At 72.7% G+C, this 18,022-nt stretch carries 18 protein-coding genes; 7 read left to right on the top strand and 11 right to left on the bottom strand.

Translation table 11 applies throughout. From position 1 onward, the window contains the following. Positions 1-14: 14 nt before the first annotated feature. The 5 genes from ACIP84_RS10420 to ACIP84_RS10400 all read right to left on the bottom strand — a co-directional run bounded on the left by ACIP84_RS10420 (position 15) and on the right by ACIP84_RS10400 (position 3,232). Positions 15-461 (bottom strand): hypothetical protein, encoded by a 447-nt coding sequence (locus ACIP84_RS10420; RefSeq protein WP_355958561.1) that lies wholly within the window; start codon positions 459-461, stop codon positions 15-17. A gap of 108 nt (positions 462-569) precedes the next feature. After that, complete coding sequence (locus ACIP84_RS10415; RefSeq protein ID WP_355958563.1) at positions 570-1,016, bottom strand: hypothetical protein; 447 nt, start codon at positions 1,014-1,016, stop codon at positions 570-572. Positions 1,017-1,119: 103 nt separating this feature from the next. Further along, positions 1,120-1,659, bottom strand: a complete 540-nt coding sequence (locus tag ACIP84_RS10410) for an RICIN domain-containing protein (RefSeq protein ID WP_401796945.1) — start codon at positions 1,657-1,659, stop codon at positions 1,120-1,122. A gap of 35 nt (positions 1,660-1,694) precedes the next feature. Further along, positions 1,695-2,054: a hypothetical protein gene (locus tag ACIP84_RS10405; RefSeq protein WP_355958567.1), complete on the bottom strand. Its 360-nt coding sequence runs from the start codon at positions 2,052-2,054 to the stop codon at positions 1,695-1,697. Positions 2,055-2,191: 137 nt separating this feature from the next. Then, positions 2,192-3,232: a helix-turn-helix domain-containing protein gene (locus tag ACIP84_RS10400; protein ID WP_401796942.1), complete on the bottom strand. Its 1,041-nt coding sequence runs from the start codon at positions 3,230-3,232 to the stop codon at positions 2,192-2,194. Between the two features lie 264 nt (positions 3,233-3,496). Between ACIP84_RS10400 and ACIP84_RS10395 the strand changes: the two genes are divergently transcribed. Both ACIP84_RS10395 and ACIP84_RS10390 read left to right on the top strand, forming a co-directional pair. Beyond that, a complete protein-coding gene (locus tag ACIP84_RS10395) occupies positions 3,497-4,771 on the top strand; it encodes a VWA domain-containing protein (RefSeq protein WP_401796939.1) in 1,275 nt (424 codons plus the stop codon). Next, positions 4,771-5,607: a hypothetical protein gene (locus ACIP84_RS10390; RefSeq protein ID WP_401796936.1), complete on the top strand. Its 837-nt coding sequence runs from the start codon at positions 4,771-4,773 to the stop codon at positions 5,605-5,607. Before ACIP84_RS10395 ends, ACIP84_RS10390 begins: the two co-directional genes overlap by 1 nt. 92 nt (positions 5,608-5,699) lie before the next feature. Here ACIP84_RS10390 and ACIP84_RS10385 read toward each other — a convergent pair whose 3' ends face one another. Further along, positions 5,700-6,926, bottom strand: coding sequence for an MFS transporter (locus ACIP84_RS10385; protein WP_401796933.1), 1,227 nt, complete (start codon positions 6,924-6,926; stop codon positions 5,700-5,702). Between the two features lie 61 nt (positions 6,927-6,987). On the opposite strand from ACIP84_RS10385, the gene ACIP84_RS10380 reads away from it, so the two are divergent. Continuing rightward, entirely contained in the window at positions 6,988-7,362 is a 375-nt protein-coding gene (locus ACIP84_RS10380; RefSeq protein ID WP_401796930.1) for a MerR family transcriptional regulator, read from the top strand. 7 nt (positions 7,363-7,369) lie between these two features. Here the strand turns inward: ACIP84_RS10380 and ACIP84_RS10375 are convergent, their stop codons facing one another. From ACIP84_RS10375 to ACIP84_RS10365, 3 genes are all read right to left on the bottom strand, one after another. Next, positions 7,370-7,849 (bottom strand): (2Fe-2S)-binding protein, encoded by a 480-nt coding sequence (locus ACIP84_RS10375; protein WP_030314833.1) that lies wholly within the window; start codon positions 7,847-7,849, stop codon positions 7,370-7,372. Between the two features lie 17 nt (positions 7,850-7,866). Beyond that, on the bottom strand, positions 7,867-10,266 hold the full coding sequence (locus tag ACIP84_RS10370; RefSeq protein WP_401796927.1) for a molybdopterin cofactor-binding domain-containing protein: 2,400 nt from the start codon (positions 10,264-10,266) through the stop codon (positions 7,867-7,869). 147 nt (positions 10,267-10,413) lie between these two features. Beyond that, complete coding sequence (locus tag ACIP84_RS10365; protein ID WP_355958583.1) at positions 10,414-10,878, bottom strand: hypothetical protein; 465 nt, start codon at positions 10,876-10,878, stop codon at positions 10,414-10,416. 188 nt (positions 10,879-11,066) lie between these two features. Here ACIP84_RS10365 and ACIP84_RS10360 point away from each other — a divergent pair, with 188 nt between their 5' ends. Together ACIP84_RS10360 and ACIP84_RS10355 are read left to right on the top strand one after the other, a co-directional pair. Then, positions 11,067-11,882 carry a type 1 glutamine amidotransferase gene (locus ACIP84_RS10360; RefSeq protein ID WP_401796924.1) on the top strand — a complete coding sequence of 272 codons (816 nt, stop codon included), beginning with the start codon at positions 11,067-11,069 and terminating at the stop codon, positions 11,880-11,882. A gap of 289 nt (positions 11,883-12,171) precedes the next feature. Beyond that, positions 12,172-12,609: an OsmC family protein gene (locus ACIP84_RS10355; RefSeq protein ID WP_355958587.1), complete on the top strand. Its 438-nt coding sequence runs from the start codon at positions 12,172-12,174 to the stop codon at positions 12,607-12,609. Between the two features lie 115 nt (positions 12,610-12,724). Here the strand turns inward: ACIP84_RS10355 and ACIP84_RS10350 are convergent, their stop codons facing one another. Further along, the gene (locus ACIP84_RS10350; RefSeq protein WP_355958589.1) at positions 12,725-13,426 is read right to left on the bottom strand and encodes an RraA family protein; all 702 of its coding nucleotides are present in this window, start codon (positions 13,424-13,426) and stop codon (positions 12,725-12,727) included. Positions 13,427-13,613: 187 nt separating this feature from the next. On the opposite strand from ACIP84_RS10350, the gene ACIP84_RS10345 reads away from it, so the two are divergent. Beyond that, positions 13,614-15,113 (top strand): APC family permease, encoded by a 1,500-nt coding sequence (locus tag ACIP84_RS10345; protein WP_355958591.1) that lies wholly within the window; start codon positions 13,614-13,616, stop codon positions 15,111-15,113. Position 15,114: 1 nt separating this feature from the next. Next, positions 15,115-15,531, top strand: coding sequence for a universal stress protein (locus ACIP84_RS10340; RefSeq protein ID WP_266974444.1), 417 nt, complete (start codon positions 15,115-15,117; stop codon positions 15,529-15,531). Positions 15,532-15,564: 33 nt separating this feature from the next. On the opposite strand, the gene ACIP84_RS10335 is transcribed toward ACIP84_RS10340, so the two are convergent. Further along, positions 15,565-17,811 carry a sulfatase-like hydrolase/transferase gene (locus ACIP84_RS10335; RefSeq protein WP_401796919.1) on the bottom strand — a complete coding sequence of 749 codons (2,247 nt, stop codon included), beginning with the start codon at positions 17,809-17,811 and terminating at the stop codon, positions 15,565-15,567. Positions 17,812-18,022 lie beyond the last annotated feature (211 nt).

The raw sequence follows: 18,022 nt of genomic DNA, 5'->3' as shown, positions 1-18,022 counted from the left end.
TCATGGGCCGGGGATCACGAGTCGTAGACGACGCCCGAGCAGTTGTTGCCGAAGAGGTGCGAGTCCATCACGTCGTTGGCGTTCTGGCCGCCGCTCAGGGTGATGTAGGCCAGGTTGGTCACAGAGCCGTAATTCGCGATCTTGAAGCAGGGGCCCATGTGGTAGGGGCTGCGGTACACCGAGATCCTGGTGTCCACGTCCCAGTTGTCGATGGAGCTGACGTTGAAGATGCGGTTGTCGCCCGCGTAGAGCGGAATGCTCGGGGATCCGGGGTAGGTGATGATCTCCCAGTTGTGGCGGGAGTTGAAGTCGTCCCGCTTGTATCCGGTGAAGTCGGAGTCCGAGTAGAGACATGCGTTGTCGGGGGTGCAGGAGGCCGCCTGCGCGGGCGCGGCCATGGTGACTCCCGCGCCGAACAGGGAGGCCACGGCGATGAGCATCGCCGAAGTACGTCGCATCATGAGTGTTCCTCTTTTCGATCCATACCGAAATGACAGCGTTTGAAGGTCGGTTGACGTGCTGCGGTGGGGCGGAATCGGCCTCCGCCCACCACGGTCGTGGGCCGGGGATCAGGAGTCGTAGACGATCCCCGAGCAGTTGTTGCCGAAGAGGTGCGAGGCCATCACGTCGTTGGCGTTCTTGCCGCTGCTCAGGGTCACGTAGGCGAAGTTGGTCACCGAGCCGTAGTTCGCGATCTTGAAGCAGGGACCCAGCCACTGGGAGTGGTAGTACACCGAGATCCTGGTGTCCACGTCCCAGTTGTCGAGCGAGCTGACGTTGAGCGGATGGTTCTCGCTCCAGTAGAGATAGGCGTCGGGGAAGCCGTTGTAGTTGATGGACGCCCACGAGGAGCGGGAGCTGTAGTCGTCCCGCTTGAGGCCCGAGAAGTCTGCGTCCGAGTAGAGACAGGCGTTGTCGGGGGTACAGGAGGCCGCCTGCGCGGGCGCGGCCAGGGCGACTCCTGCGGTGAACAGGGACGCCGCGGCGACGAGCATCGCCGAAGTACGTCGAATCATCGGTTGTTCCTCTTCTTTCGATCCATGCCGACAGGGCGGCCGGTGAACGGTGAGGGACTGGTGCGGTGCGGCGCGATCGGTTCAGCCGGGGGATGTCGGCGTGTTAGGGAATGTCGCCGGCGTACCACAGCTGGTTGTCCCCGTAGTGGCAGTCCCACTGGCGGGCCGGAGCGCCGTTGGCTCGACTCCAGTCCGCGATCTCCAGGCACTTACCGCTGTTCACGTTGATGAGAGCGATCACGTCGAGTCCGTCGTGGGTGGTGGTGCCGGCCCACTCCCACTGCTGGTTGGCCCCGCCGTGGCAGTCCCACTGCCGGGCCGGAGCACCGTTCGCCCTGCTCCAGTCCGCGATCTCCAGGCACTTGCCGCTCTTGGCGTTGAACAACGTGCCGTCGCCGGCGAACCACCATTGCTGGTTGTACCCCAGATGGCAGTCCCACTGCCGGGTCGCGGCGCCGTTCGCCGTGCTCCAGTCCGCGACCTCAAGACACTTGGTGGCGTTCAGATTGGTGAGCCTCTGCCAGTCGCTGCCGATCGCCGCGGACGCGGGCGACGCGGGCAGGCACAGGAACACCAGCACACTCGTCGCGACCAACCCGACAGCGCGGCGGACGGATCCGCCAAGTCCACTGGGCATACGCATGCTGTTCTCTTCTCGTCTCAGGGGTCGGGGGGAGGTCAGGAGTAGACGGTCGTCCAGTCACCGTTCTGCGCGGTGGGGACCCACACGACCTCGTCGCCGTAATACGTGGCGAAGGAGCAGGAGTTGTTCCGGTAGAAGGTGACGCTGACCTCTCCCTTCCACCACCAGCCGTTGATCCAGGTGTCCCTGCTCGGCGTGACGAAGCACCCCGACACCGATTCGCCGTTCTGGTTGTAGCCCTGGATGCGGATGGAGTAGACGACGGTGCTGGTGTCGTGGAAGTGGATCTGCTGGCCGTTCGATGCGGCGACCGACTGGCCCGCGGAGCCCAACACCCCGGCGAAGGCCAGGGCAGCGGCCGCGACGGTGGTGGCGGCCTTCTTGCGCACGCTCATTCTTGTCCCCCATGAGATGGATCCAGGACGCCTCCTCGCGGGAGCGCGAGAGGCATGGAGACGCGAATGTCACAGGCCGATGCCACTGTCGATGGCGTGCCGGGCGTCGGGCCGGGATTGTCGTCCCGTGGCTCCGTTCACGCTGTGGCGCTGTCCCCAGCGGAGAATGTAGGCCCGGGCAGCGCGTGGTGGTGTGCATGGCCTGCCGGGTTTCTGTCCTCTGCGTGCCACGGGGCGGCCAGGGAGAGGGCGCGGTGTTCGACAGGCGTCATTCCGTAGGCCTCGCGGAACGCCCGGCTGAACCCGGTCGCGCTGGAGAAGCCCCAGCGAGCCGCGATCGTCTGCACGGGCTGACCGCTCAGTTCCCCGCGTGCGAGGTCGGCGTGGGCGTGCTCCAGGCGGCTCTGGCGGATGTGTGCCGCGACGGTCCGGGGCTGGTCGCCGAACAGGCGGTAGAGACCCCGCACGGACATGTTGTGCCGATCGGCGATCAGCTCGGGAGTCAGGCCCGGGTCGCCGAGGTTGCTCTCGATGAAGCGGTGGATCCGCTGCAGCGTCTCCTGTGCGCGCGCCTCGGCGGGTGCTTCCTCGGGGTCCCCTAGCTGCCGCGCAAGGAACGCGGTGGCCAGGTCGAGGGCGACGGACCCCATGGCGCGCAGCTCCTCAGGGCGACATTGCGGGCCTCGTGAGTGCAGCGCCTTCAGGAAGTCGGCGAGGATCGCCCCTGACCCGGCGTCCGCGGCCAGGTTCCGTGCGAGGAGGCGGTTCACCCGGTCGGGTCTCAGTGCCAGCGCCTGGCGGGGGATCTGCAGGACCACCGACTCGATCTGCCGCGCGGTGCACGCCCCCTCGCTCGGCCGTGAGGTGTCCGTGAGCACGAGTCCCCCCGCGACCACCGACTCGTTGCCGTGCTGGGACATCCACACTTCGCCTTGAGTGACGAGCGCCAGCTGCAGGTGCTCCGGATCGGCACGGCGGACGTGCGTCGGGGTGCGGCGCGAGAGCACGGGCGAGCAGGACACGGCGGACAGCCGCACCGTGCCGAGATCCAGGTCCGTCATGCTCGCCCGGAAGTCGGCCGCACGACGTGTGCTGAGCATGACAGGCATGAAGGCACGGGAGACCGTCTCGCAGAACCAGTCGAACCTGTCCTCCCCCGCCCCGGCGGCATCGGTCAAAGCCAGCGAATCCACGTGTTCCCCCCACACTTCGGCGCGCCCGCCCACCAGCCTCTCACCCGGCTGTCGCACCGCCGCGTTCCACCCCGCCGGTGCGCGAGCGCCTGACCGGCGGGCCAGGACCCTCCTCTCCGGACCCGGGCTCGGGACGCCCCGGGAACGACTTCACCCGGTCGCACCTCAGGCCCCGGCTCTGACCGCGTCTCAGGCAACGGCGACCGCCCCCGTTTTGGATTGTCGGAGGATCATCAATACGATCCGGCGATGATCACGAGAAAACGGCTGGCGACCGGGGCCTGCGCGCTGCTCGCCGCCCTGAGCGTCGCGCTCCTGCCGACGGGCGCGACCGCGGACGCGCCGGTGGCGAAGGAATCCCCCAAGGTCGAGCTGGTCCTCGACGTGAGCGGCTCCATGCGGGCCAAGGACATCGACGGCAAGTCCCGGATGGCCGCGGCCAAGCAGGCCTTCAACGAGGTCCTCGACGCGGTGCCCTCGGAGGTCCGGCTCGGCATCCGCACCCTGGGCGCCGACTACCCCGGGCAGGACCGCAAGCGGGGCTGCAAGGACACCCGGCAGCTCTACCCGGTGGGCCCGCTCGACCGGACCGAGGCCAAGACCGCCGTGGCCACCCTGGCCCCGACCGGCTGGACGCCGATCGGTCCGGCGCTGCTCGGAGCGGCCGAGGACCTGGAGGGCGGTGACGCCACCCGGCGGATCGTGCTCATCACGGACGGCGAGGACACCTGCGCCCCGCTCGACCCGTGCCAGGTGGCGCGCGAGATCGCGGCGAAGGGCATCCATCTCGTCATCGACACCCTGGGCCTGGTGCCGGACGCCAAGACCCGGCAGCAGCTCACCTGCATCGCGGAGGCCACCGGAGGCACGTACACCTCCGTCCACCGCACCGAGGACCTCTCCCGCCGGGTCCGGCAGTTGGTCGACCGCGCCGCCGACCCGGTCGTCACCCCCGTGGCCACCGAGGGCACGCTGCGCTGCGCCGACGCGCCGCAGCTCAAGCCCGGCCTCTACACCGACCGCGAGGCCTTCGGTCAGCACCGCTGGTACCGGATGGACCTGCTGCCCGGTCAGGAACTCCGCGCCTCCGTCAGCGTGTCGGCCGACCGCGCCGTCAACAACGACTACGGCGTGCTGCTGCGCGCCGTCACCCGCCACGGCCGGGAGATCGTCCGCGGCTCCGAGGCCGGCGACGGACGCACCGACGTCGTCTCGACGGGCCTGCGCTACCCGAAGCCGGAGCTCGACGACGAGCCCGAGGACGGCAAGCCGGCCGCGGAGACGGTCTGTCTCCAGGTCAGCAACTCGTTCTCCGCTCCCCCGTCGGTCAAGACGACGCCGGGCATGCCCATCGAGCTGACGGTGGACGTCGTCGACGGCCCGTCGACCGCCTCGGACGTGGCCTCGTTCGGTCTCGGTCGCGGCTGGTGGCTGCTCGGCGCGCTGGTGCTCGTCGGCTTCGTGGCCGGTCTGCTCTGGGGCTGGCTGTCCCGTTGGCGCGTCGCTGTCTGGAGGACCCACTGATGCGTACCGTACGCACGCTCGCCGCGGCCGCCCTCGCCGGCGCCGCTCTCCTCGGACTCGCGGCCCCCGCCGCCCTGGCCGACTCCCCCTCGCCCTCGACCGACCCGGGCAAGGACGCCTCCACCGCGGGGCCCACGGAGGCCGGAACCACGTTCCGTACGGCCGCCCGGTTCCTTCCCGGCCAGGAGGCCACCGCGCAGGCCGCCACGGGTGACTACCTGTACTGGGTGTTCCCGGCGGACACCGGGCAGCGGCCGACGGTGAACGCCACCGTCACCCTGCCCGACGCGGCCCTGCGGCACGGACCCGCCACCTGGCGGGTCGACGTGTACGACGGGCTCCGGCGCCGCCAGCCGTGCATGTACGGGACCCAGTCCCGCGCCGCGGCCAAGGAGACCGCAGCCGTGCGGCTCACCTGTGTGCTGCGACCGGTCCGCGCCTCGGCGGACACCTGGTCGAACGACCCGCTGCCCGGCAGCTACTACGTGCGGCTCACCGCCACCTCGCTGCCGGACGAGGACCTCGGCCAGCCGTTCACGGCCCGGCTCGGGGTGAGCACCGTCGACAAGGGCGGCGCCTACGCGACCGACGGCTCGCTCGCCGCGCCGCTCGTACCCGGCGCGACGACGGCCGACCTGGCGGAGGCCGACGAGGAGGCCGGCCGGCCCTCCGCCGTCGAGGCCGCCGCCCCGGAGGACGGCTGGTCCTCCGGCTGGTGGTCCGACCGCTGGATCTGGACCGCGGCGGGCGGCATCCTCGCGGCCCTCGCGGGCATCGGCGGCTACGTGCTGACGCGCGGCGGCGGACGGCCGTCCAGGGTCCCGCCGGCCGCCTGACCGGTCCACGGACCGTACGAAGGCCCCCACTGCGGTGATGCGGTGGGGGCCTTCGGGTGTTCCCGGCGGACACGGTCCGCGGGCGCTCCGGTTCACCGGCGGGAGGCCGGACGGGCCGGGAAGCCGTGGGCGCGGGCCCCCGCCACGATCGCGACCACCGGGACGAGAAGGACGAGCACACTCCAGGACAGGACGCCCGCACCGAGCACGTCGAGCAGGACGCCGCCGGCGATGCCGCCCGCCGCCATGGCGGCGTTCCAGAGGCTGACCAGCAGCGTCTGGGCGGTGTCGGCGTGCTCTCCGCCCGCGTCGGCGGCGGCCGTCTGGAGGAGAGTGGGCGCACCGCCCCAGCCGAACCCCCAGAGCGCGGCGGCCGTCAGGACGAGCGCGGTGCCGCCCGCCGGGACGGCGAGCACGGCGGCCGCGAGGGCGACGAGGATCGTGCCGGCGAGGGTCAGGATCCGGAGCCTGCGGTCGATGTGCCGTCCGGTGAACCAGATCCCGGCGAGCGAGGCGGCGCCGAAGACCAGCAGGACGACGGCGGTGGAGCCGGCCAGGCCGCGATGCCCGAGGTAGGCGGCGACGTAGGTGTAGAGGACGGTGTGGGCCAGGACGAGGGTGAACGTGACGGCCAGGACCGGGAGGACGCCGGGCACCCTCAGGGTCCGGGCGACCGGGGCGCACCCGCCGTGCGCCTCGCCCGGCAGGTCGGGGACGGCGAGGGCTATCCAGCCGAGCAGGGCGACGGCGATCACGGTCATGGCGGTGAAGGCGACCCGCCAGCCCACGGCCTCACCGAGGAAGGTGCCGGCCGGCACGCCGAGGGAGAGCGCCAGGGGGATGCCGGTCATGGCGACGGCGACGGCCCGGCCCTGGAGGTGCGGCGGGACGATCCGCCGGGCGTAGCCGGCGAGCAGGGCCCAGGCGACGCCCGCGGCGACCCCGGCGAGGAACCGGGCGCCCATGGTGAGGGCGTACGAGGAGGAGACGGCCGTCACGGTGTTGGCGGCGGCGAAACCGGCGACCGAGGTGAGCAGCAGCCGCTTGCGGCGCCATGCGGCGGTGCGGGCGGCAAGCGGGACGGCGGTGAGGGCGGTGCCGAGGGCGTAGACGGTGACCGCCTGGCCCATGGCGGCCTCGCCGACGCCGAGGTCGGCGCTCATGCCGGGCAGCACACCGGCGGGGAGCGTCTCGGTGAGGCTGGTGACGAAGACGGCGGTGGCGAGGGCGAGCAGTGCGGGGAGCGGCAGCGGGCCGGAGGGGATCTCGGGGGTGGCGGGCGCGGCGGAACCGGCCGCCGCTGTCGTGTCGTTGGCCATGGATCTATGCTCGAACCCTCACATTGATGTGAAGGTCAAGCAAGTCCCTGGAGGGGCGTCCATGCGGATCGGGGAACTGTCGGAGCGCACCGGAACACCGCGCCGGCTGCTGCGCTACTACGAGGAGCAGGGTCTCATCGTCGCGGACCGGCTGCCGAACGGCTACCGGGTCTACGACGAGTCGAACCTGGACCGGGTCCTGCAGATCCGGGGCCTTCTGGACGCCGGTCTGCCGACCCGGATCATCAAGCAGATCCTGCCCTGCCTGAACAAGCCGCGGATCATCCACTTCCCGGACGCCACCCCGGAGATGCTGGCCACCCTGGAGGAGGAGCGGGACCGGATGACCGAGCGGATCCGCTGCCTCACCCGGAACCGGGACGCGGTGGCGGAGTATCTGGACGCGGTACGGGAGAAGCCGGAGCCGTCCGCCTGACCGGAGGTCAGGTCATCCTGCGCGCGCCGTCGAGCACGGCCTGCCGGATGCGGTGGTAGGTCCCGCACCGGCAGATGTTGCGGATCGTGTCCAGGTCCGCCTCGGTGATCTCGCGCCCGGCCTCCCGGGCCCGGCGCACTTCCGCGACCGCGGTCATGATCTGGCCCGGCTGGCAGTAGCCGCACTGGGCGACGTCGAGGTCGAGCCAGGCCTCCTGCATGGGGTGGAGGTCGCTTCCGACGGTGTCGGGGAGCCCCTCGATGGTGGTGACCTCGTCGTTCGGGGCGAGGTCCTCGACGGGCACGGCGCAGGGCGTGAACGCCTTGCCGTTGAGGTGGCTCGTACAGGCCCGGCAGACGCCGACCCCGCAGCCGTACTTGGGGCCGGTGACGCCCAGGACGTCCCGGAGGACCCAGAGGAGCCGGACGTCGCCCTCGACGTCGGCGGTGACGGCCTTGCCGTTCAGGATGAAGGTGTGCTGCGGCACGGGTGCTGCTCCAGGTCTCAGAGGGCGCGGTCGCGGCCGTCGGTCGGCGAGGCGGGGACGGGCGGGACGGTCGGCAGGGGGGTGAAGGCGAGCGGATCGGCGTGGTTGACGGGGAAGACCGTCGGCATGGTCCCGGTGGCCCGGCCGTAGGCGCAGGCGACGGCGGCCATGGCTCCGGCGACCGCGAGTTCGCCCGCGCCGCCCGGCTTGTCGCCGGTCGAGGGCATCACGATGATCTCGAGCTCGGGCGGGGTGTTCCACTGCCGGGTGTAGAAGTACTGGTCCCAGCTGCCTTCGAGGAAGTGCCCGTCGCGCAGGTGGAGGCCGGACGTCAGGGTGATGGCGATGCCGTCCGAGATGCCGCCCATCATCTGGGCCTCCAGGCCGCGCGGGTTGACGGCGAGACCGACGTCGACGGCGCAGACCACCTTGGTCACCCGGGGTCCGGTGACCGCGCCGGGGATCTTCCGCCCGGTGGTCCCGGGGCGGCAGTCGATCTCGACGAGCATGGCGACGACGGAGTGGTACTCGGTGTGGACGGCGATGCCCTGGGCGGTGCCGGCGGGCATGGTGCGGCCCCACTCCCCCACCTCGGCGACCTTGTCGAGGACGGCGCGGGCGCGCGGGTCCTTCAGGAGCCGGCGGCGCATCGCGTATCCGTCCTGGCCCATGCGCCGGGCCAGTTCGTCCATGACGAGTTCCTGTGCGCAGCGGACGTTGGGCGAGTAGATGTTGCGCATGGACCCGGTGTTGAAGCCCTTGTCGGTCTCGGAGAGCAGCTGGGTGGTGACCCCGAGGTGGTAGGGGCTGATCTGGGTGAGCTGGAACATCGTCTCGGAGAAGGCGAGGTCGCCGACGGGCAGCCGGGCCGCCTCCGCCGTGAGGACCTCGCCGATGCCGTGCCCGAAGTCGGTGGCCACCGAGGTGTGCCGCTGCTCGTACGTGAGGACCTCGCCGAGCGTGTACGTGGCGCGGACCCGTGAGGTGGACATCGGGTGCGTACGGCCCTGACGGAAGTCGTCGGTCCGGTGCCACATCAGCTTGACGGGCTTGCCCATGGCGCGGGAGATCTCGGCGGCCTCGTCCGCGGCGTCGTGGAAGAGCTTGCGACCGAAGGAGCCGCCTCCCTCGGTGACATGGACGCGGACGGCGGAGACCGGCAGACCGAGCTTCAGGGCGATCTGTTCCTGCGCGACGATCGGGGCCTTGAGCGAGCCCCAGATCTCGGCGGAGTCCTCCCGGACGTCGGCGATCGCGCAGTTGGTCTCCAGGGCGGCGTTGCTCGCGAAGTGGAAGGTGAAGCGGGCGTCGACGGCCTTGGTGAGCAGCGGCAGCGGCGGTACGACCAGGGGGAGTTCGGCGCGGCGGAGCTTCGCGAGGACGGTCGCGTCGGAGGCGCCCTCGGCGGTGCCGGGCCCCCAGTCGACCCGGAGGGCGCGCACGGCGTCGATGCACTGGCCGAAGGTGCGGCCGCGGACGGCGACGCCGGTGGAGACGGTGACGACGTCGGTGACGCCCGGCATGGCCCGGACCTCGGCGAGGTTGGCGACGGAGCGGACCGTGCCGTTGATGGTGGGCGGACGGCAGACCATGGTGGGCAGGGCGTCCGGGACCTGGAGGTCCATGGCGAACTTCTTGCGGCCGGTGATCGCTTCGAGGGCGTCGACGCGGCGCTGTGCGGTGCCGATGAGCCGGAAGCGGCCGGAGTCCTTGAGGGTGACCTCGACGGCGGTGTCGGACACGGCGGCGGCCTTCACGGCGAGCTCGCCGTAGCCGAGCAGCGCGCCGGTCGGGGAGAGGACGGCGCCCGCCTTGGTGGTGAGGGTGCCGACGGCCTCGCCGAGGACGAGGGAGGCGGCGCGCAGGAGCCGGCCGCGGGCGACGGCGGCGGCGACGCGCAGGGGGTGATAGGTGGAGTAGGTGGTGTTGGAGCCGCCGGTCAGCTGGTTGAAGAGCAGCTCGGGGCGCGCGTCGGCGAGCGTGACCTCGACCTTGTCCAGGGGCAGGTCGAGTTCCTCGGCGACGATCATGGCGCTGGAGGTGGTGATGCCCTGGCCGACCTCGGCGCGGGGCAGTGCGAAGTGGGCGGTGCCGTCCTCGTCGAGACGGATGGTGATGAGGTGGCTGGTGGGCAGCGCCGCGAGGGTGAGCAGCTCGTTGAGGTCGAGGAGTTCGGCGGGGCCGGGGAGCGAGGGGATGAGCGCCGGGGCCGCGGCGGCGGCCTGCCGGGGCGCGAGTGCCTCGGCGCCGAGCTGTGCGGCGACCGTGAGGGTGGGGGCGGCGAGGACGTACCCGAGGAACCGGCGCCGGCTGGTGCCGCGTGACGCGTCGTCACCGACCGCACCCTCCGGACGCGTGCCTCCGTCCCCGCTGCCGCTCGTGGAGTGGTCCTCCCGCACGGGGTGCCGCCTCGCCATTCGGTGTGCCCTTCGTCATGGCCCCGAAGCTGACGCACCCGGGTGCCTCCTCGGATGTGGCGATCATCGCTCATGTGGGTGCCCACCGGGAGCCGTTCGACCCGGCGAGTGTCAGGTCACGAGGTCACGTCCGCCGTGTACCGCTGGTCAGCGGACCGCGTCGCCCCGCACCTGGCGGCGGTCGGCCTCGTCGGGTCGGCCCGTCCGCTCCTCCGAGAGCCGCACCCTCGGGAGAAGACGCCGGAGGGCTCCCCCCTCCTGGCGTGCGAACCGCGCGGCCGATCCGGCCCGGCGCGGCAGCGGAGCCGTACGGGCGAGGCGGCGGATCGGTGCCGAACGGGCGCCGAGGGGCGGGCGGACGGCCCGCCGCGTCGCCCGGGAGCGGAGCGGTGCGCCCGAGCGGCGCAGGCCACCCGAGCGGAGCCGGGCGGACGAGATCCGGGCGCGCTGTCCGCCGCCCGCGATCAGGGCGTTGACGGATGCCATCGGGTCGCCGCCCACCGACCGGGCGAGCAACGCACCGACGACCACCGGGCCGAGGGCGACGGCGAGTGCCGTGCCGGTGGCGGTGACGTGCTGGAGACGGCGGGTGCGCCGGACGTCGTAGGTCATGGTCACAGTCCAGCAGGGCGCGGGCGGCGCCGTATCGGTCCGGATACTCAGGTGGGCGCAGGCCGCTACTCAGACGTGATCGCGCGGGAGCCTCCGAGGGGTCCCCCACGAACGTTTCTTCCGCGATCCTCGGGGTCGGCGAACGCGACGAGGCGTTCCCGGACGTGGCCTTGGGAGGCGGACCGGCCGTGACGACAGAGACGACGGGGGCTGCGGGGCCTGCGGGCGCGGCGGAGAAAGCCGGGAGCGGGGCCCCGGCCGGCACCGCACGCGGGCCCGCGGCCGTACTCGTGGTGCAGCACGAGGAGGAGGCGGGTGCGGGGCTCGTCGGTGAGCGCCTCGTACGGGCCGGCCTCCGGCTCGACGTGGTGCGCGCCTGGGTGGGGGAGGCCCTCCCGGGCGACCTGGGCGGCCATGCGGGGCTGTTGGTCCTCGGTGGCTCGGTGAACTGTGAGGACGACGAGGCCGCGCCCTGGCTGCCGGGGGTCCGGGCGCTCGTCCGGGAGGCCGTGACCGAGGGCGTACCGCTGCTCGGGATCTGCCTGGGCGGACAGATCGTCGCCCACGCCCTGGGCGGCTCGGTCACGACGCGTCCCCAGGGGCCGGAGTTGGGCGCCGTGCCGCTCAGGAGGCTGCCGGCCGCGACGGACGATCCGGTGCTCGGAGGGGTCCCGGACGGTGCCCTCGCGGCGCAGTGGCACTGGGACGACGTGGACCGACTGCCACCCGGCGCGGTCCCGCTGCTGACGGGCGACGACTGCCGGCACCAGGCCTTCCGGGTCGGGAGCGCCTGCTGGGCGGTGCAGTTCCACCCGGAGGCGGGCGGGACCACGGTGGCGGGGTGGGCGGCCGAGGACGGCGAGCGGCTCCGCGAGTCGGGCACCGACCCGGCAGCCCTGGTGGCCTCGGTACGGGATGCGGAGCCCGAACTCCGCGCCGTCTGGAGCGCCGTCGCGGAGGCATGGGGCGTGCAGGTCCACGCCCGCGCGGACCAGCGGCGGTAGTCGCCGCCGCGCGGGCGGCACGCTCAGCCGGGGCCGGTCGACGGGCCCCGGGCAGAGGACGGGGAGCAGCACCACGGAGCCCGGGGGCGGGGCCGCCGTCGGCGGGGGGGGTGCCTCCCCTCCCGTCGCCCGGGCCCGTCCGCGCGCGGGTCCGCGCGGGTCCCGGTACTCACCTCTCCGGTGCGGGCCCGCCCGGCGCGTCCGCTTGGCCGGGCGGGGGCGGTGGGGTTGCTTGACCGGGGCGCCGTACCGTACGAGCACGCACCCCGAACGAAGGAGACCCACCGCCATGGCCGACTACCGGATCGAGACCGTCCGCACCGGGTACCGGAACTGGACCGCCCGGAACGACCGGGGGGCGGAGGTCCGGATGGCCGCCGCCGACGACGCCGACGCGCAGCCCTCGTTCACCCCGGTCGAGTTGCTGCTCGCGGCGATGGGCGGCTGCGGCGGGCTGGTCGTGGACCGGACCGCGCGGGCCGTGGACCACGAGGACCTGAAGATCGTGGTGGAGTCGGTCTCCGGGCCCGAGGACGACGGCCGGGTGGGCCGTATCCGGGTCAGCTACGAGTTCGAGCTGCCGGACAACAACCCGAAGGCGGCCGAGGTGTTCGCCCGAGGGGTGCGGCTGACGCACGAGAAGTTCTGCACCGTGAGCCGCACCGTGGAGCACGGCGCGCGCGTGGAGGCGATCCTGCCCGACGGCACGGTCGGCTTCGAGGGCTGATCCCCCGCACGCCCCGGTGCTCCCCGCCGCACTACTCGGCGCGACCCACCGCACTCCTCGGCGCGCCTAGCCGTCCCCCGCGCGATCCCCGGCGCGCCCCGCCGCACTCCCCGGTTCACTCCTCGATCGCGCCGCCGATCCGGCGCAGATGCCGGCGAAAGGTGTACGTGGGGTCCTCGGCCCGGGCCGCCAGAAAGGCGTCGAACCCGGTCTGGGCCCGGAGTGTCTCCCCCGCCCTGATGCGGCGGGCCTGCTCCCGCTCCGTGCGGAACAGCGTGCGGGCCACGTCGAGGACGGCGTCCACCCGGGCGGCCGGCACGAACAGCACACCGTCGTCGTCGGCGAAGACGACGTCGTCGGCGGTCACCGTGTGCTCACCGAACCGGGCCGCGGTCAGCGCGTCGGGGTCCCGGGGGTCGACACGCACGGGGCCGGGCGCGTGCCGTCCGTACGAGAAGACGGGCAGCCCGATCTCGACGAGGTCGGGCGTGTCCCGGTGCAGGCCCCACACGACGACCCCGGCGACACCCGCCGCCTCCGCCTCCAGGACGGCGAGGTCGCCGATGCAGGCCTCGTCGCGGCGGCCCGCGTTGTCGATGACGAGGACGTCACCGGGCTCCGCCCGGGTGAACGCCTCCAGGAAGACGTCGACGCTGCCGTAGTGGCGTACGGGAAGGGCCCGCCCGGCGACCTTCCGCCCCGCGACGACGGGCAGAATCCCGGCGGGCGCGGCGCGCAGCGGCTCGCCGAGTCGCACGCAGGCGTCGGCGACGAGAGGGGTGGAGAGTTCCGCGAAGTCGTCCAGATCCTTCGGCATCAGGCGTTCCGTTCGGTGACGAGTACGGTACGGCGGGCTGCGCGATGCTACCGGGTGACCGTGCGCGACCGGGAGACGTCCCCCGGTCGACCCCCTCCCCCGGCCGGAGTACGCCCCCGTGCCCCTGGCGTGCAGCCCCGGCCCGCCCTCCCTACGATGAAGGCATACCTCTCCAGAGCGAGGCACCATGGCCGCAGAGGAACCCGCCTCACCCGCCGGTCGCCCCGCGGGCCTGAAGGCGAATGCGATCGGGTTCGTCGACGCCCTCGTCATCGGACTCAACTCGACCTCCCCCGCGTACTCCCTGGCCGCCGTCATCGGCCCGATCGTCGCGCTCGCCGGGATCTACGCACCCGGCGTGATGTTCGCGTCGTTCGTCCCGATGCTGCTCATCGCGTCCGCGTTCTACTACCTGAACAAGGTCGACCAGGACTGCGGTACGACGTTCTCCTGGGTCACGCGCGCGATGGGGCCGTGGGCCGGCTGGCTCGGTGGCTGGGCCATCGCGATGACCGGCGTCCTGGTCGTCGGCTCGCTCGCGGACGTGGCCGTGAGCTTCGCGCTGCTCTCCTTCGGCCTCGACAGCTGGGTGGACAACACCTTCGTACGGCAGTCCCTCACCGTGCTCCTGATCCTGGTGATGACGGCCGTCTGCGTCATCGGCACCGAGCTGTCGGCCCATGTGCAGAACGTCCTCATCCTGGCGCAGGTCGCCTTCCTGCTGGTCTTCGTGGGTGTGGCGCTGTACAAGGTGTACGACGGCACGAGCGCGTACGACTCCGTCGAACCCGCCCTCAGCTGGCTGAACCCCTTCGGCGCCGGAGGCGCGGCGCTGACCGGCGGGCTGCTGCTCGGCGTGTTCATCTACTGGGGCTGGGAGTCCGCCGTCAATCTCACCGAGGAGGTCAAGGACTCCGCGACGGCCCCCGGCAAGGCCGGCCTCTGGTCGACCGTCATCCTGCTCGTCACCTACGTGTCCGTCGGGTTCGCGGTCGTCGCGTACGCCGGTCCGGAGTTCCTGGCGGAGAACGCGGGCGAGGAGGAGTTCATCTTCGCCCAGCTCGCCACCGACGTGCTGGGCGGCTGGGACTGGGTCCTGCTCCTGGCCGTCGCCACGTCCGCCATCGCCTCCACCCAGACGACGATCATCCCGGCCTCGCGGACCGCGCTCTCCATGGCCCGGCGGCGTGCGCTGCCCGCGCACTACGGCCACATCAGCCCCCGCTTCCGTACCCCCGACGTGAGTACGTGGTGGGTGGCGGGCATCGCCATCGGCTGGTACCTGGTGGTGAACCAGATCAGCGCCAACGCCCTCTTCGACTCGCTGACCGCGCTGTCGCTCCTGATCGCGTTCTACTACGCGCTCACCGGCATCGCGTGCGCCGTCTACTACCGGCGTCATCTCCTCGAGAGCATCCACAACTTCCTGCTGATCGGGCTCGGCCCGCTCGTCGGTGCCGGGCTCCTGATCTGGCTCCTGGTGAGGTCGGTCTCCGACATGTCCGATCCCGCGAACTCGTACAGCGGCACCTCGTGGTTCGGCCTCGGGCCGCCGCTCGTCATCGGTATCGGCATCGCCCTCACCGGGGTGGTGGTCATGATCGTGTGGCGGCTGCGGTCGCCCGCCTTCTGGGAGGAGCGGCCGGGCGTGGCCGACCCCGACCTGGTGCACGGCAAGGAGCGCTGAGATGTCGGTCGTGCTCGGTTACGACGAATCCCCCGGCGCCGCCCGAGCGCTGCGGATCGCGGTCGAGGTGGCCGCCGCCTTCGACGAGCGGCTCGTGCTGGTCTACGGCGCGGCGGCGCCCGGTCCGCTGGGCGAGGAGTACCGGTCCCACTACGAGGCCATCCGCCAGACCGGCCGCGCGGGCCTTGAGCACGCGGTCACGGAGGCCGACCGGGCGGGTGTGCCGACCGTCGTCGAGGTGCTCGACAAGAACCCGGCGCAGGCCCTCATCGACGCTGCGACCCGCCACGCGGCCCGCGTCATCGTGGTGGGCAGCTGGGGCGAGAGCCCGATGCGCGGCGCGCTCCTCGGCTCGACACCCCACAAGCTGCTGCACATGTCGACCGTGCCGGTGCTGTGCGTGCCGCCGGAGGAATGACCGCGCGGCATCCGGCCCCGGTCCACGCTCCGCTCACGTCCCCTGGAGGACCGTGACGCGGGCCAGGGCCCAGGAGGTGTGGTCGAAGGACGTCCTGGCGTTGGCGTCCGCCACCTCCAGGCGCAGGACCCGGACGCCCCGCACGTCGACGTCCACCGGGACGGGGCCGCCGGCGGCGGTCAGGACGGGGCTGGTGAACAGGACGCGGTCGTCGCCGTACACCGTGGCGCGCGTGGCGCCGACGGAGCTCTGGCGGGCCGAGAAGTCGTCGATGCCGACCAGGGCGGTGAACCGGTCCCCGACACCGCCCAGGTGGAAGGCCACGTCGCTGTGGGCGTGGACGCCGAGGCCCTTGGCGTAGGTGGCGCCGCCGAAGGCGATCGGGGTGCCGTCGCCCCCGGAGTTCTTGCCGTTGGACGTGTCGCGTTCCACGGGGCCCCAGCCGTTGACGGCGTGGATCCAGGTGAGGTCGGAGAGGTAGCTGTCCCGGGTGGGCGCCGCGGGCGGAGTGGTGACGAGGCCCGTGTCCGCGTACCGCACGGGACCTCCCGGGGCGAGTGCGGTGCCTTCGGCGGTGAGGGACCACGGTGTGGAGGCGGGGACACCGGCGCGCGGGGTGACCTGCCAGGCGACGGTGAGCGCGGCGCCCGGAGCGAGCTGTCCGGCGGTGGCGGGCGTGACGGCCTGTACGGTCCAGCCCGCGGGGGCGCGCAGGGCGAGGGCCGCGGAGGTCCAGGGCCGGGACGAGCCGTTGGCGAGGGCGGCGGTGACGGTGAAGGCCTGGCCCGGGACGGCGAGGGACGGCACGGTGAGGGTGGTGCCGAACGCGGCACGGGGGTAGGTGTCCTCCCAGGAGGAGCGCATCAGCGCGACGAGTTCGGCGGCCCGGGCGGGGTGGCGGGACGCGAGGTCCGAGCTCTCGCCGATGTCGGTGGCGAGGTCGTACAGCTCCACCTGCCACTGGTCGTCGGGCAGCGCGTGGTCGCGGACGGGGGCGAACCTGACCGCCTTCCACCGGTCCTTGCGGAGCGCCTCGGCGAGCCAGGTCGCCCGCTGCTTGTCCTGGGCGTTCGCGCGGGAGGTGACGCCCCGCTCGTCGCGGAACCAGTACAGGTGGTCGTGGAGCGCCGCCTCCGTGCCTCCGGCGAGCAGCGGCGCGACCGAGAGTCCGTCGACGTCGGAGGGCGCGGGGGCGCCGCCGAGTTCGGCGAGGGTGGGGAGGAGGTCGGTGAGCGGGGTCGGGCGGTCGCTCGTGCCGGTCCTGACCCGGCCGGGGCCCCAGGCGACGAGGGGGACGCGGACGCCGCCCTCGTACAGGTTGCGCTTGTAGCCGCGCAGCGGTCCGTTGGAGTCGAACAGGTCGGGGTTGACGCCGCCCTCCTCGTGGGGACCGTTGTCGCTGGTGACGAGGACGATCGTGTCGTCCGCGAGGTCCAGGGCGCGCAGCCGGTCGACGACGTCGCCGACGAGGGCGTCGAAGAGGCTCACCTGGGCGGCGTGACCCTTGTCGGCGGCGCTCCACGTCCGGGAGGCGTACGCGCCGTGGTCCGGGACGTCGCTGGGGGCGTGGGGCACGGTCGGGGTGAGCAGGAGGAGGAACGGTTCGGCCGCGTGGCGGTCGAGGAAGTCCAGCGCCCGCTGCCGCAGCAGGTCCGGGGCGTAGGCACCCTTGGCGCCGCCCGCGTTGGCGGCGATCGGCTCCTTGACGCCGTTGTGCCAGAGGTACGCGGGGTAGTACTGGTGGGCGTGGCCGTGGTCGATGTAGCCGTGGAACTCCTCGAAACCCCGGGCGTTGGGGTGGCTGGCCTGGCCGGCGCTCTCCGGTCCGAAGCCCCACTTGCCGATCACTCCGGTGCGGTAGCCGCGGGCCCTGAGCAGCTGGGCGAAGGTGGTGTCGGCGGCCGTGAGGGAGCCCTGCGCCCCGGCCGGGTTGGCCCGGACGGTGGCGTGCCCGGTGTGCAGACCGGTGAGGAGCGAGCAGCGGGAGGGGGCGCAGACGGCCGCCGTCGAGTACGCGTCCGTGAACCGCAGCCCCTCCGCGGCGAGTCCGTCGAGGCGCGGGGTGGTGATGAGCTTCTGGCCGTACGCGCCGAGTTCGCCGTGTCCGAGGTCGTCGGCGAGCACGACGACGAGGTTCGGCGGGCGGGTCGGTGCCGCCGCGCTCGCGGTCCCCGCCGGTGCCGGTGCCGTCCGGGCGTCGGCGGCCACGGCTGTCGCGGGCAGGGCGCCGAGGCCGAGGGTGGCGGCGGACCCGGCGATGAAGCGGCGGCGACTGGACATGGCGGGGGCTCCTTGGGCGGGGAGTCGGACGCGGCGCGCGCGGGCGTGCCGGGAACGGCTGGGTGCCAGGGGCGGGCAAGGGCCTGTCGTCCGCCCCCGGCATCCAGCCGAGCATGGCGGCAGCCGCCCCGGCGGACCATGCACGGCGTATGAAAAGCGTGTGACACACGCCTGTTGAGCCGGCGGTCCCCGTGTGGCAGCCCCGTCCCGC

The organism is Streptomyces sp. NPDC088707 (genome assembly GCF_044752725.1).
Taxonomy (GTDB): domain Bacteria; phylum Actinomycetota; class Actinomycetes; order Streptomycetales; family Streptomycetaceae; genus Streptomyces.
Note: the sequence above shows the minus strand (reverse complement) of the source record. Positions and strands in the feature narration are given on the sequence as shown.